At 61.7% G+C, this 14117-nt stretch carries 14 protein-coding genes; 5 read left to right on the forward strand and 9 right to left on the reverse strand.

Annotated features, from left to right (window positions below):
• Positions 1-242: 242 nt before the first annotated feature.
• The 3 genes from IFT99_RS11475 to IFT99_RS11485 form a co-directional block, all read right to left on the reverse strand.
• Entirely contained in the window at positions 243-986 is a 744-nt protein-coding gene (locus IFT99_RS11475; protein WP_192132361.1) for a fimbrial biogenesis chaperone, read from the reverse strand.
• Positions 987-1058: 72 nt separating this feature from the next.
• Positions 1059-1643: a fimbrial protein gene (locus tag IFT99_RS11480; RefSeq protein ID WP_065990085.1), complete on the reverse strand. Its 585-nt coding sequence runs from the start codon at positions 1641-1643 to the stop codon at positions 1059-1061.
• 338 nt (positions 1644-1981) lie between these two features.
• Positions 1982-2311 (reverse strand): hypothetical protein, encoded by a 330-nt coding sequence (locus IFT99_RS11485; protein ID WP_192132363.1) that lies wholly within the window; start codon positions 2309-2311, stop codon positions 1982-1984.
• Positions 2312-2612: 301 nt separating this feature from the next.
• On the opposite strand from IFT99_RS11485, the gene IFT99_RS11490 reads away from it, so the two are divergent.
• The 4 genes from IFT99_RS11490 to IFT99_RS11505 are packed head-to-tail and all read left to right on the forward strand — an operon-like array spanning position 2613 to position 8999.
• Complete coding sequence (locus IFT99_RS11490; protein ID WP_192132365.1) at positions 2613-3773, forward strand: efflux RND transporter periplasmic adaptor subunit; 1161 nt, start codon at positions 2613-2615, stop codon at positions 3771-3773.
• Positions 3770-6913: a multidrug efflux RND transporter permease subunit gene (locus IFT99_RS11495; protein WP_065990089.1), complete on the forward strand. Its 3144-nt coding sequence runs from the start codon at positions 3770-3772 to the stop codon at positions 6911-6913. Before IFT99_RS11490 ends, IFT99_RS11495 begins: the two co-directional genes overlap by 4 nt.
• 54 nt (positions 6914-6967) lie before the next feature.
• Positions 6968-7645, forward strand: coding sequence for a heavy metal response regulator transcription factor (locus IFT99_RS11500; RefSeq protein ID WP_065990091.1), 678 nt, complete (start codon positions 6968-6970; stop codon positions 7643-7645).
• Positions 7635-8999 carry a heavy metal sensor histidine kinase gene (locus tag IFT99_RS11505; protein WP_192132367.1) on the forward strand — a complete coding sequence of 455 codons (1365 nt, stop codon included), beginning with the start codon at positions 7635-7637 and terminating at the stop codon, positions 8997-8999. The genes IFT99_RS11500 and IFT99_RS11505 overlap by 11 nt, the downstream gene beginning before the upstream one ends.
• Before the next feature lie 209 nt (positions 9000-9208).
• On the opposite strand, the gene IFT99_RS11510 is transcribed toward IFT99_RS11505, so the two are convergent.
• Positions 9209-9550: a zinc ribbon domain-containing protein YjdM gene (locus IFT99_RS11510; RefSeq protein ID WP_065990097.1), complete on the reverse strand. Its 342-nt coding sequence runs from the start codon at positions 9548-9550 to the stop codon at positions 9209-9211.
• Positions 9551-9703: 153 nt separating this feature from the next.
• On the opposite strand from IFT99_RS11510, the gene IFT99_RS11515 reads away from it, so the two are divergent.
• The gene (locus IFT99_RS11515) at positions 9704-10138 is read left to right on the forward strand and encodes a DUF1810 domain-containing protein (RefSeq protein ID WP_192132369.1); all 435 of its coding nucleotides are present in this window, start codon (positions 9704-9706) and stop codon (positions 10136-10138) included.
• Between the two features lie 12 nt (positions 10139-10150).
• Here the strand turns inward: IFT99_RS11515 and IFT99_RS11520 are convergent, their stop codons facing one another.
• From IFT99_RS11520 to pmbA, 5 genes are all read right to left on the reverse strand, one after another.
• Positions 10151-11038, reverse strand: coding sequence for a ZIP family metal transporter (locus IFT99_RS11520; RefSeq protein ID WP_192132370.1), 888 nt, complete (start codon positions 11036-11038; stop codon positions 10151-10153).
• A 29-nt stretch (positions 11039-11067) separates the two neighbouring features.
• Entirely contained in the window at positions 11068-11679 is a 612-nt protein-coding gene (locus IFT99_RS11525) for a superoxide dismutase (RefSeq protein ID WP_192132372.1), read from the reverse strand.
• 1 nt (position 11680) lies between these two features.
• Entirely contained in the window at positions 11681-12142 is a 462-nt protein-coding gene (locus IFT99_RS11530; protein ID WP_192132375.1) for a hypothetical protein, read from the reverse strand.
• 11 nt (positions 12143-12153) lie between these two features.
• Positions 12154-12585: a FagA protein gene (locus tag IFT99_RS11535; protein WP_244656963.1), complete on the reverse strand. Its 432-nt coding sequence runs from the start codon at positions 12583-12585 to the stop codon at positions 12154-12156.
• Positions 12586-12751: 166 nt separating this feature from the next.
• Positions 12752-14098, reverse strand: a complete 1347-nt coding sequence (gene pmbA, locus IFT99_RS11540) for a metalloprotease PmbA (RefSeq protein ID WP_192132376.1) — start codon at positions 14096-14098, stop codon at positions 12752-12754.
• Between the last annotated feature and the right edge of the window lie 19 nt (positions 14099-14117).

Below are 14117 nucleotides of genomic sequence, written 5' to 3' on the forward strand. Positions count from 1 at the left end.
AATCCTCGCCAGGGGGCTGATCCGGACAGGCAGGTGTGCCAGATGTCTGCGGTCGATGCGGGACGAGCATGCTGCGATCCGTGCATCTCCCTGGGTGTGATCTCGGGGTTCCATTGGCTGGTTTCACTCGTGTTCTCGATTCCGACGCGCTGGCAAATCATGTTTGGCAGGCGCAAGGCGCTGGAGCCGCATGACTGCGACCGAAGAAAGACCTGGGTAAAATCCGGCCCGCGACTGAGTGGCTACTCGGCCCGGGTGATGACGTTGGCGGCCTTGATGGCTTGAGTCGTCTGGCCACCGGACACCTTTGCGGTGTACGGCTCCTGCGCGCCGAAATCGTTGATGCTGATGAACCGCAGGTCCACCGCGTGACCACTGGCCGATTGAGTGAGCGGCAATTGAACGGTCTGCTTTGGCGCCAGCATCCTGCTGTCCGCCTTGAACAGCGTCTTGCCCTGCTGGCGGGCGTCGATCTGAATCATCGAAACGTGATACGACGTCGGATTGCTGACTTCCAGCTGGCCGTCATGCATGCGCCATTTGAGGTTTTTGGCAGCGTCGAGCGGATCGTCACTCAAACCGGCGGGCCGGTAGAAGAGTTTGATGCGCTGACGAATCGCGATCTGCAGCTGATTATCCTTCGCCGATTGCGGGATCTCCTGGACGTTGAGCCAGAACACCGACTCGCGATCCTGAGGCAAACCTTCGCCGGCGTAGATCACCCGAATCATTTGCCGGGCACTGCCCGCCATTCGCGCCAGCGGCGGAGTGACGACAAAAGGCAGATTCTCGGTGTCGTTCTGCGCTTCGAGCCATGACTGGGCGAGGATGTCAGCCGTCCCGCTGTTGTTCACAACGAAACTGACTTCCTTGTCCGTAGCCTGGTAGATGACACGCGTGGTGTTGAGCACGATACCCGCCTGCGCCGGGGCAGCCAGGAGCAGGCCCAGCCATAGGGCCGAGCCGCGAATGAAATCAGGAAACATGGTGAGACCGTCTTGGGCTGTGGGGTGGACACGCCAGGAAGGCGAGCGAGCAACGCCCGCTCGCCCGCTACATCACTGGTAATCCATCACGAACGGCAGGAAGCCGTCGGCATTACCCGGGTTGGTGGCCGCGCCGTTGAGGACGTACACCGCGCCGAAGTTGATCTCGGCGGTCGCGCCATCGGCACCGTCCTTGACCAGTGGCGTGTCGATGGTTTCGTTGCCGCTCAGGTCCATCAACTGATTGGATGCATTGAGCAGACCGATGCCCACACCGTCCGCCGCGCCGGTGGCCCGCAGCAGTTTCTGATCGAGGTTATCCAGACCGCTGCCCTGGCGAGCAACGAAGCGCATGTTCACAGTGTTGTATTGAGAGGCGCCGCCGGTGCAATTGACCAACAGCTGGATGGGCGATGCGGTTTCAAGTTTGTTGTCGGCGAAGAGACCGATGTCGGAAAACGAGACGTTGCCCAGGTCTACGTTGATCTCGCCGGGGTTGTTGCCAGGGGTGGCGCCCGTTCCGGCGCCGATGTCACACGTGATATTGGTCAGGGTACCGGTGAAAACAAGTTTGCCGTTGTTCGCAGCATTCGCGGTCCCGGAAATGCCAAGCCCCATTGCGGCCACGATAGCCAGGGTAAGAGAAAGCTTTTTCATATAACGACGTTCCTTGTGTCGATTCGTGTGTGCCCAAAAGGACGACACGAACTATAAGCAGCGTCTTCAAGGTCGGCTGTCAGGCGATCTACCTCTTTTGGATTGAAAACACAGTTGCGCGTGTGGGACCTTTCAGTAGGAGGTGACGCTTCTGTGTCAGACCCCAGGCAGGCCGCGGCTTGCGGCATTACGTCCTCAGAAAACCTGAGGCGAACGTTTGCACGGTGCCCCGAAAGGCCTGGCCGCAGACGAGCCCCTTTAAAGCGTTCACCCACAAAAAACCCGGCTCGATTGAGCCGGGTTCGTCAGCAGATAGCTTCGGGTGAGCGCGAAAGCGCTTATGGATAAGTCAGCGTGACGATGCCCGCGTGAGCCTCAGACCCGGCTGCGGACAGCGCGTTGTAAGTCACCTGTACGGGCCCGACTCGCTGAGCGCACGCGTCATCACCACGGCTTGCGCTCAAGGTGAGATGAGTGTCGGCTGGCAAGGTATTAAAGGAGCCGGTTGAAGACGGAGCGCTATAAACCTGCGCGTCGCACGTCGCATTGACCACGCTACCGTGAAACATTAGCGCGCCTTGGGCAGCCCGGGCGGCAGGCGCCGTCATGGCACACGCACCGATGACCGCGATCGAGAAAAACAGCGAAACAGCCTTTTGGCTTTTCATCGCACTACTCCGGAGTAGGGACCTGCTGAGCGAAATCAGTCCAGCCCCTGGTGAACCAGCATTCGGAGCTCACGAAGTTTATGTAGGAATTTTCCCCGTCACAGTAGAACTCGTTCATCGAAACTCGTGGCTTCTATCTGGGTATCGCCCTGCGGCGTTGTTTCTTTACCCACGTTCATCGTCTGCCCTTATTCACCTGACAATATTGACAGGCAGCAGTCATTTTGCTGACCGGGTCAAAGGGTTATAAAGAACGCTCTCGGTTACCCGCCCCTCATTCACTGGTTGGCCCTGTCCCTGTATGCAGAAGAAGAACAACGTTGTGATGCTCGCGACCCTGTTGGTCGTGCTCGTGGTGATAGGCGTCTGGGCAATGACACGGCCCGCGGCAAAGAAGGTCAGCGCCCCGGTTGCCGTGCCGGTGCGCGTGATCAACGTCATGCAGGAAGACGTGCCGCGTTACGTCACCGGCATCGGCTCGGTGCTGTCGCTGCAAAGCGTGGTGATTCGTCCTCAGGTAGACGGGATTCTGACCAGGGTGCTGGTGAAGGAAGGGCAGCAGGTCAAGGCGGGTGATCTGCTGGCGACCATCGATGATCGCTCGATCCGCGCCGCACTCGATCAGGCCAAAGCGCTGTTGACCCAGAGCCAGGCGCAGCTGAACGTGGCCAATGTCGACCTCAAGCGCTACAAGCTGCTGACCGTCGACAACAGCATCTCGAAACAGCAGTACGATCAGCAGCAAGCGCTGGTCGACCAACTCAAGGCCACGGCGCTGGGCAATCAGGCGTCGATCAATGCCTCGCAAGTGCAGCTGTCCTACACGCAAATACGCTCGCCGGTGACAGGTCGGGTCGGCATCCGCAACGTCGATGAAGGCAACTTCCTGCGCGTCAGCGATGCGACCGGGCTCTTCTCGGTGACGCAGATCGACCCGGTGTCGGTGGAGTTTTCCCTGCCGCAGCAGATGCTCCCCACGCTGCATGATCTGATTGCCTCCAACACGCCCGCACCGGTCAATGCCTACCTCGGCGAAGGCGCGACTGGCACGCTGCTGGGTCAGGGCAAGTTGCTGTTGATCGACAATCAGGTGGCGGCCAGCACGGGCACCATCCGCGCCAAGGCGATATTCGACAATGCGAACGAGAAGCTGTGGCCAGGGCAGTTGGTGACCGTGCGCATTCAGACCGCCATCGATCGCAATGCCTTGAAGGTTCCGCCACAGGTGGTGCAGCGCGGCATCGACCAGCATTATGTTTATCGGATCAAGGGCGACACGGCCGAGGTGGTGCCGGTCAAGGTGCTGTATCAGGACAGCGACCTGATGCTGATCAGCGGGGTGGAGGCCAATGACGTGCTGGTCAGCGACGGTCAGTCGCGTCTGAAAAACGGTTCGTACATCGAGGTGGTCAAGGGTGATCCTGTGGACACCCTGGCCGACTCCACCGGGGCGGCGAAATGAACAGCCGCGGGTCCATCTCCGCGTGGTGCGTCAACCACCCGATCGCCACGGTTCTGCTGACCTTCGCGCTGGTGCTGCTGGGCTGCATCGCCTTCCCTCGCCTGCCGGTGGCGCCGCTGCCGGAGGCCGAGTTTCCGACGATTCAAGTGGCTGCGCAGTTGCCCGGCGCCAGCCCGGAAACCATGGCATCGTCGGTGGCGACGCCGCTCGAAGTGCAGTTCAGCGCCATTCCCGGCATGACCCAGATGACGTCGAGCAGCGCGCTGGGCTCCACCAACCTGACGCTGCAGTTCACCCTCAACAAAAGCATCGACACCGCCGCGCAGGAAGTGCAGGCGGCCATCAACACGGCGGCCGGCCGCTTGCCCGCAGACCTGCCGACCCTGCCGACCTGGCGCAAGGTCAACCCGGCGGACAGCCCGGTGCTGATCCTCAGCGTCAGCTCGAACCTGATGCCCGCCACCGAACTCAGCGACGTCACCGAATCCCTGCTGGCGCGTCAGTTGAGTCAGATCGATGGCGTCGGACAGGTCAACATCACCGGTCAGCAACGTCCGGCAATTCGCGTGCAGGCGGCGCCTGAAAAACTTGCATCCATCGGGCTGACCCTCGCCGATCTGCGGGAATCCCTGCAGCAGACCAGCCTGAACCTGGCCAAGGGCGCGCTGTACGGCAAAGACAGCATTTCCACCCTCGCCTCCAACGACCAACTGTTTCAGGCGAAGGACTACGAACAACTGATCGTTTCCTACAAAGATGGCGCGCCGGTTCATTTACGTGACGTGGCGCGGGTCATCAACGGTTCGGAAAACGCCTACGTGCGGGCCTGGTCCGGGGATCAGCAGGGCGTGAACATCGTGGTGTTCCGCCAGCCCGGCGCGAACATCGTCGAGACGGTCGACCGGGTGCTTGGCCAGTTGCCCAAATTGCAGGAAATGCTCCCGGCGTCGGTGGACGTCTCGGTGCTCAGCGACCGCACCAAAACCATTCGTGCATCGTTGCATGAAGTGGAGATGACGCTGCTGATTGCCATCGCGCTGGTGATCGCGGTCATGGCGCTGTTCCTGCGCCAGCTCTCTGCGACGCTGATCGTGACCGCCGTGCTGGGCGTGTCCCTCGTTGCCAGTTTCGCGCTGATGTACGTGCTCGGCTTCAGCCTGAACAACCTGACGCTGGTGGCCATCGTGGTGGCGGTGGGGTTTGTCGTCGACGATGCGATTGTCGTGGTGGAGAACATCCACCGACACCTGGAAGCCGGCGAAAGCAAGCGCGACGCGGCGATCAAAGGGTCCAGCGAAATCGGCTTCACCGTGGTGTCGATCAGCTTTTCGCTGGTCGCGGCATTCATTCCGCTGCTGTTCATGGGCGGCGTGGTCGGCAGGCTGTTCAAGGAGTTCGCGCTGACCGCGACATCGACCATTCTGATTTCGGTGGTGGTCTCGCTGACCCTGGCGCCTACCCTCGCGGCACTGTTCATGCGCGCACCGAAACACGATCCCCACGCCAAGCCCGGCTTCGGCGAGCGACTGCTCGCGCGGTATGCCCGCGGCGTGCGCTTTGCCCTTGCGCACCAGCGATTGATGCTGGGTATTTTCGGCCTGACGTTGGCGCTTGCGGTGGTCGGCTATGTGCTGATCCCCAAGGGATTTTTCCCGGTTCAGGACACCGGTATGGTGCTGGGCACCAGTGAAGCGGCGGCGGATATTTCCTTCCCGGACATGATCGAGAAACACAAACAGCTGGCGAAAATCATCGCCGCGGATCCGGCGGTCAAGGCGTTTTCCCATTCGGTCGGTGTCAGCGGCAGTAACCAGACGATCGCCAACGGCCGGGTGTGGATCGCCCTCAAGGACCGTGCAGACCGTGACGTTTCCGCCAGCCAGTTCATCGACCGGATCCGGCCGAAACTGGCGCAGATCCCCGGCATCGTCCTGTACCTGCGCGCGGGGCAGGACATCAACCTGAGTTCCGGTCCGAGCCGCGCGCAGTACCAATACGTGCTCAAGAGCAACGACGGCGCGCTGCTGAATGTCTGGACGCAAAAGCTGACCGATAAACTGAAGACCCTGCCGGCCTTCCGCGACCTCTCCAACGACCTGCAACTGGGCGGCAGCGTCACGCACCTCGACATCGACCGCAGCGCCGCCGCGCGTTTCGGCCTCACCACGGCGGACGTCGATCAGGCGCTGTACGACGCCTTTGGTCAGCGCCAGATCAACGAATACCAGACCGACATCAACCAGTACAAAGTCATCCTGGAGCTGGAGCCGCAGCAGCGCGGCAAGGCCGAAAGCCTCAATTACTTCTACCTGCGCTCGCCGCTGACCAATGAAATGGTGCCGCTGTCGGCGCTGGCCAAGGTCGGCGCGCCGAAGATGGGACCGTTGTCGATCAGCCATGACGGCATGTTCCCGGCCGCGAACCTGTCGTTCAACCTGTCGGCGGGCGTTGCCTTGGGTGATGCGGTGGTGCTGCTCGATCAGGCGAAGAACGAGATCGGCATGCCCGCCTCGATCATCGGCAACTTCCAGGGCGCGGCCCAGGCGTTCCAGAGTTCGCTGGCCAACCAGCCGTGGCTGATTATCGCGGCGCTGGTAGCGGTGTACATCATTCTGGGCGTGCTGTATGAAAGCTTCGTCCATCCGCTGACGATCATTTCCACCCTGCCCTCCGCCGGTATCGGTGCGCTGTTGCTGCTGTGGCTGATGGGTCAGGACTTTTCGATCATGGGCCTGATCGGGATCGTGCTGCTGATCGGCATCGTCAAGAAGAACGGCATCCTGCTGGTGGACTTCGCGCTGGACGCCCAGCGCAATCGAGGCATGTCCCCGCGTGACGCCATTTATGAAGCCTGTCTGACGCGCTTTCGGCCCATCATCATGACCACGCTGGCGGCATTGCTCGGCGCGCTGCCGTTGATGCTCGGTTATGGTGTCGGTGCGGAGCTGCGTCAGCCCTTGGGCATTGCCGTTGTCGGAGGGTTGCTGGTGAGCCAGGCGCTGACGCTGTTCACCACGCCCGTGATCTACCTGCAACTGGAGCGACTGTTCCACCGCCCGCGTCAGACGCCTGCTTCGACAGCGCCGGGCGCGACAGCATCCGGTAAGCCGGCGGTTGCGGAACTGGCCACTGAAAAGTAAGCCGTTGAAACCAAGTACCTAATAAGCAAGCAGTGAAAAAGTGAGCGTGGACCGATGCGTGTCCTGATTATCGAAGACGAAGAGAAAACCGCCGATTACCTGCACCGGGGCCTGACCGAGCAGGGTTACACCACCGACGTCGCGCGCGAAGGCATCGAAGGCCTGCACATGGCGCTGGAAAGCGACTACGCGGTGATCATTCTCGACGTCATGCTGCCCGGCCTCGATGGCTATGGCGTGCTGCGAGCCCTGCGTGCGCGCAAGCAGACGCCGGTGATAATGCTCACCGCCCGCGAGAACGTCGACGATCGCATTCGCGGCCTGCGCGAAGGGGCTGACGATTATTTGGGCAAGCCGTTTTCGTTTCTGGAGTTGGTGGCTCGCCTGCAGGCTTTGACCCGGCGCAGTGGCGGCCACGAGCCGGTGCAGATCAGCGTCGCTGATTTGTGGATCGACCTGATCAGCCGCAAGGCCACCCGGGCCGGCGCACGTCTGGATCTGACGGCAAAGGAGTTTTCGCTGCTGAGCGTACTGGCTCGGCGTCAGGGGGAAATCCTGTCGAAGACGTCGATTGCCGAGATGGTCTGGGACGTGAATTTCGACAGCGATGCCAACGTCGTCGAAGTCGCGATCAAACGCCTGCGTGCCAAGCTCGACGGGCCGTTCGAGCAAAAACTGCTGCACACCATTCGCGGCATGGGTTACGTGCTGGAGAGCCGTCGTGTCGACTAATTCCATCGCCCTGCGCCTGAGCGGCATGTTCGCCCTCGTGGCGCTGCTGGTGTTTCTGTTGATCGGCTGGGCGCTTTACCTGCAAGTGGACAAGGGCCTCGGGCTGTTGCCGGAAGCCGAAGTCGACGCCCGTTACAGCGTGCTCGAATCGGCCGTCCAGCGTTATGGAACGCCCGAGCACTGGGCCAAAATCAACGCCAAGCTCAGGCTGCTCAGTGAGGAAGACAAACGCCTGCGCTTTTGGGTGGTCAGCGACAACCCGACCTATGAATTCGGCAACCCGGACGCCGAGATCCGCGCCTTCGCCAAGGGCCCGCTGGGCATGCGCGACTTGAACCTGAGGGGCCATGATTACCCGTTCAAAGTGCTGGTCAGTCAGTTCCCGGCGAAAGATCAACGTCCGCCGCTGCGTTTTCTGACAGCGGTGGACACCGAAACCTTCTGGCAGACCCAACATTCCCTGCTCGTCGCGCTGATCAGTCTGGCCGCCGTCGGCATCCTGCTCGCGTCTGCTCTGGGTTACTGGGTCGCGCGCATCGGCTTGAAGCCGCTGACGGAGTTGTCTCTGGAGGCGCGCAAACTGACACCGCCACGACTGAGCGGGCGCCTGAAATTGTCGCATCTGCCGCCTGAACTGGATCAGTTCGTGACCTCGTTCAACTCGACGCTGGATAGGGTCGAGCAGGCCTATTCGCGGCTGGAGTCATTCAACGCCGACGTTGCCCATGAACTGCGCTCTCCCCTGACCAACCTCATCGGTCAGACCCAGGTGGCGCTGACCCGCGGGCGCTCGGCCGAGCATTACTTCGAGGTGCTGCAATCCAACCTCGAAGAGCTCGAACGGCTGCGCTCGATCATCAATGACATGCTGTTTCTGGCCAGCGCCGATCAAGGCAGCAAAGCCACTCAACTGACCCAAGCCTCGCTCGCCGTGGAGGTGGCAAAGACCTTGGACTATCTGGATTTCATTCTGGAAGACGCGCAGGTGCAGGTTGAGGTGCGCGGGGATGCCAACGCGCCCATCGAAACCGCGCACTTGCGCCGGGCGCTGATCAACCTGCTGCACAACGCGGTGCAGCACACCTCGCCTGGGCAGTTGATTCAGGTGGATATTCGCGATGAGGGCGATCACGTCAGCATCGGCGTGACCAATCCCGGCGCGCCGATCGCCGGGGAACATCTGCCCAAACTGTTCGAGCGTTTCTACCGCGTCGATGCCTCGCGCAGCAACAGCGGCGCCAACCACGGGCTTGGACTGGCGATCGTCAAAGCCATCGCCCTGATGCACGGCGGCACCGTGTTCGTGCGCAGCGAGGATGGAGTGAATACGTTCGGGATTAATTTGCCGAGTTGAGGCGGGCATCTGGGTTAGCGTGCGGAAAACCATGCCGCACACAATCCATTGTGGGAGTGAGCTTGCTCACGAAGCGGTGGGTGCATCCGCATCGTCTTCAGCGGCCGGAAGGCAGTCTTCGCGAGCAAGCTCACTCCCACAGGTCCAGCAGCGTCATCGAGATACTGAGTTCATCCCATTCACTCCCACACTATCAGGCCAAGCGATCATCAACCCTTCTTCACAAACTCCGATTTCAGCTTCATCGCGCCGATGCCGTCGATTTTGCAGTCGATGTCGTGATCGCCGTCCACCAGGCGGATGTTTTTGACTTTGGTGCCGACCTTGACCACCAGCGACGAGCCTTTGACCTTCAGGTCTTTGATGACTGTGACGGTGTCGCCGTCCTGCAGGGTGTTGCCCACAGCGTCCTTGATCACCTTGGTGTCATCGCCCGCTTCGGCGCTGGCGCCGTCAGCCGACCACTCGTGGGCGCATTCCGGGCACACGAGCTGGCTGCCATCTTCGTAGGTGTACTCGGAACTGCATTTTGGGCACGGCGGTAAGCTCACGGCGGATCTCGCATCAGAGGGAATAGGCGCAGGATTATAAGGGTTTTTACGCGGTTGAGGAGCAGGCGCCTGAAAGTGCTGGAAACATCACTCGCTGCTGTAGTCTCAATCGCAAGCGCGGCGAGGTGCCGCGATCAGGGCAAGGCGTCAGCAATGAACGATCCATTTGACCTGCAAAGATTTGTCGAAGCGCAAGCGTCGATGCACGAACGCGCACTGGCGGAACTGAAGTCCGGGCGCAAGCAGTCGCACTGGATGTGGTTCGTGTTCCCGCAACTGGCCGGCCTGGGCCACAGCGACATGGCTCGGCGGTACGCGGTCTGTGGGCGTGACGAGGCGATTGCCTATCTGCAGCATCCGGTATTGGGCGAACGGTTGGCGCGCTGCTGCGAGGCGTTGCTTGAATGGAAAAACCGCAGCGCCATGCAGATCATGGGCTCGCCGGATGACATGAAGCTGCGATCAAGCATGACGCTGTTCGCAGCGGTGGCGCCGGATACGCCGGTTTTCCAGCAGGTGCTTGAGGCGTTTTTCGACGGCAAGCCGGATGCCGTCACGCTGTCGAAGCTGGGCGGAGGCAGGCTGTAGCCGCCCGCCCCCTCAGGCCAGCGCCGTGTCCATCACCATCATCAAGCAGAATCCGACCAGCAATCCGAAGCTGGCGATTTTGTCGTGACCGTTGCGGCGGGATTCGGGGATGACTTCGTGGGTCACCACCAACAGCATCGCCCCCGCCGCCAACGCCAGTCCTACCGGCAACAGTAACGCAGCCACCTCCACCAGCCAGGCGCAGAGCACGGCGAACACCGGCTCGACCAATCCGGAGGCAGCGCCGATCAAAAACGCCTTGAGCCGCGACATGCCGGCAGACGCCAGCACCAGCGCGATGACCAGCCCTTCCGGCACGTCCTGAATGGCAATACCCATTGCCAGACTGTCGGCGTGAGCCAAACCACCCCCCGCCGACACGCCCACCGCCATCCCTTCGGGAATGTTGTGGGCAATGATGGCGATGACAAACAGCCAGATGTTCGAGGGGATCGTCGGTTTCCCGGCCACCTCCGATAACGGTGACCCTCTGGAAACCAGCGTGTCGACCAGAAACAAACCGGCCGCGCCGAGCAGTATCCCGAAGCTGATCAACGCTCCCGCGCCCCACGGGGTGAAGCCCAGATCATGGGCCGCGCCCAGGCCCGGCACAATCAACGAAAACGCTGTCGCCGCCAGCATGATGCCGGCGCCGAAACCCAGCAGGCCATCGGACACTGCCACCGGCAGGCCGCGGATCACCAGCACCGGCACGGCGCCCAGGGCCGTGCCCAACGCGCAGATGGCGCCGCCTTCCAGCGCTCGCAACATTCTCGGCTCAAGTGCAACCCATGAGAGTCCCTGGGCCACCAGCAGAGCGGTGCCCACGAGGACCAGAATCGAGCCCAATGCCAGCCGCAATAACCGCACGCTGCCGAGAGCCAGTATGTCCGAACGCATAAATCGCCTTATCCGGGGTCTGGTAGGGATCAGCCGAGCGCCGCTGCGTAGCGCTTGGCAACTTCATCCCAGTTGACGACGTTGTAGAACGCAGCGATGTAGTCCGGACGACGGTTCTGGTAGCGCAGGTAATAAGCGTGCTCCCAGACGTCCAGCCCGAGGATCGGCGTGTTGCCGTTCATGAGCGGGCTGTCCTGATTGCCGCTGCTTTCCACGATGAGTTTTTTGTCCGGCGTGACGCTCAGCCAGGCCCAGCCGCTGCCGAAGCGCGTCAACGCTGCTTTGGTGAAAGCGTCCTTGAACGCCTCGAATCCGCCCACTTGCTCGTCAATCGCCTTCGCCAGCGCACCGCTTGGCACGCCGCCACCTTGGGGGCTCATCACCTCCCAGAATAGCGAATGGTTGGCATGCCCGCCGCCCTGATTGATCACCGCCGGGCGCAGTTTTTCCGGAAGCTCGGCCACGCTGGCAACCAGCTTCTCGATCGGCCACTCCGCGTATTCGGTGCCCTCGACGGCTGCGTTGAGGTTGTTGATGTAGGTCTGGTGGTGCTTGCTGTAGTGAATTTCCATGGTCTGCGCGTCGATGTGGGGTTCGAGCGCATCGTAGGCGTAGGGCAAGGCAGGCAAGGTAAAGGGCATGTCAGTGGACTCCATACGAGAGGGTGCCGGCGCGAGCGGCGTGGTGCTGAAGCGCCGAGCGGGAATGTTCGCCGCGGCTGTTGAGCAGGCGTTGGGTGCGTGGGTACTCGCCGTATTGGCCGACGAAACCCAAGAGTTCGCTGTAGGTTTTATTACTGTGCCGCAGCGCTGCCTGTCGCAGGGCGGGCGTCATTTGCGGGTCCTGAATCACATTCAGCAGCCGCTGATGCACGGCGCAGAGGTATTCGGCGCTCTCCTCGGGCTGACCCAGACTCAGGTGCAGATCCGCCAGGTTGTGATGAGAAATCACGAACGCCGCAACGGCCTCATCGGCGACGCTCCAACGGTCGAAGAGCACCTGCGCCAGCGCGAGGGCTTGCAGGTACAGCTCGCGCGCATCGATCAAGTCGCCTCGGTTAAAGCAACTGTTACCGCTCAGGATGGTACGTTTCCATTGCTCCATGGCGCAGGTCCTCACGAGTGGCGCCGGCGATCAAAAGCCGTCGGCAGGGCGTTTTGCGGATTCGATGGCGCGGGGTCGGTCAGAGGAATCGACGGCAGCAGTGCGCAGGTCGCCACACGCTGAGCGAAGGCCTGAACCCGTTGCTGTTGCGCAGCGGATTTGGCGAGCGCCTGCATGTCACGCAGCGGACGCCATGCCTGGTCCAGGCACAGACAACGCCAATGCCAGGGCAGCGCGGTGTCGCTGGCGGTGTCGACCAGCAGGCGAAAGGTGCTTTCACAGATGAGGGATTTGGGCGTGGCGGTGAAGCGCGCCAGATAGCGGCCTTCCGCAAGGTAGTGTTCGATGAGCCGCGGCTCGTCCGGATCCAGCGCGCAGCGAATCCGCAGACTCAATGCGCGCCAGTGTTCCAGGTACGGCGACTCGTGCAGAACAGTGCCCATGACCGAGGCCCACTTAACGAATGAGATTCATTATTAAATGAGTTTAAGAATCAACACAACCCCGGCGATGTATTGAGTCTGCTGCAGTGTCTGAAAGCGCCCATAAAAAAGGCCCGCACCGAAATCGGGGCAGGCCTTGGGGGTGACGCGCTAACGCAGAGCGGAATCAGCTACCCGCCACCATCATCTTCTCGATCAGCACAGAACCGGTGCGGATGTTGCTGCGCAGCTCCAGATCACTGCCCACGGCAACGATTTGCTTGAACATGTCGCGCATGTTGCCGGCGATGGTCACTTCCTGAACCGGGAACTGGATCTCGCCATTCTCGACCCAGAAACCCGCAGCGCCACGGGAATAATCGCCGGTGACCATGTTCAGGCCGCTGCCCATCAACTCGGTGACCAGCAGCCCGCGCCCCATGCGGCGGATCAGCGCCGCCTGGTCTTCGGTGCCGTGGCTGACGAACAGGTTATGCACGCCACCCGCGTTCGCGGTGCTCGGCAGGCCCAGTTTGCGGCCCGAATAGGTGCTGAGGATGTAGGAAACCAGATCGCCATTTTCGACGAACGGCTTGGCGTAGGTCGCCAGGCCGTCGCCGTCGAACGCGGAACTGCCCATGGCGCCAACCAGATGCGGACGCTCGTCGATGGTCATCCACTCGGGGAACAGGCGCTGGCCGATCGCGCCTTCGAGGAACGAAGACTTGCGGTACAGGTTGCCGCCAGAGATCGCGCCCAGCAAACTGCCGAACAGACCGCCCGCCAGCTCGGCGGAGAACAGCACAGGCACTTCGCAGGTCGGCACCGGCCGCGCGCCCAGCCGGCTTGCGGCACGCTCGGCGGCTTTCTGGCCGATCAGCCGGGCGTCCATCAACAGCTCGCCACGGCGATTGACGTCATACCAGTAGTCGCGCTGCATCTGCCCTTCGCCTTCGGCGATCATCACGCAGCTCAGGCTGTGGCGGGTCGACGCGTAGCCGCCGATGAAACCGTGGCTGTTGCCATAAACGCGGCAGCCCTGATGCACGTTCAGCGTGGTGCCGTCGGCGTTCTTGATCCGGCTGTCGGCGTCGAAGGCGGCCGCTTCACAGACCAGCGCGCGTTCGATGGCCTGCTCGGGGGTGATGTCCCACGGGTGATAAAGGTCGAAATTCGGCTGGTCTTTGGCCATCAACGCAGCGTCGGCGAGCCCCGAGGCCTCGTCTTCCGACGTGTGCTTGGCGATGGCCAGCGCGGCGGCAACGGTCTCGCGAATGGCGTCGGGGCCGCTCGCGGAAGTGCTGGCTGAACCCTTGCGGTGGCCTACGTACAAGGTGATGCCGAAACCTTGATCGCGGTTGAATTCGACTGTCTCGACTTCGCGCTGGCGAACCGTGGTGGACAGGCCCTGCTCCAGCGACACGGCGACTTCGCACGCGGTCGCGCCCTGACGTTTGGCTTCAGCGACGATCTGCTCGACCTGCTGTTGCAATGCCGGCAAAGCCTGCGGGCCGACGCTTTCTGATGCACTCATGACGTTCTCCATCAAATTC

Source organism: Pseudomonas sp. CFBP 8772, from assembly GCF_014841665.1.
In the GTDB taxonomy this organism is placed as follows: Bacteria; Pseudomonadota; Gammaproteobacteria; order Pseudomonadales; family Pseudomonadaceae; genus Aquipseudomonas; species Aquipseudomonas graminis_B.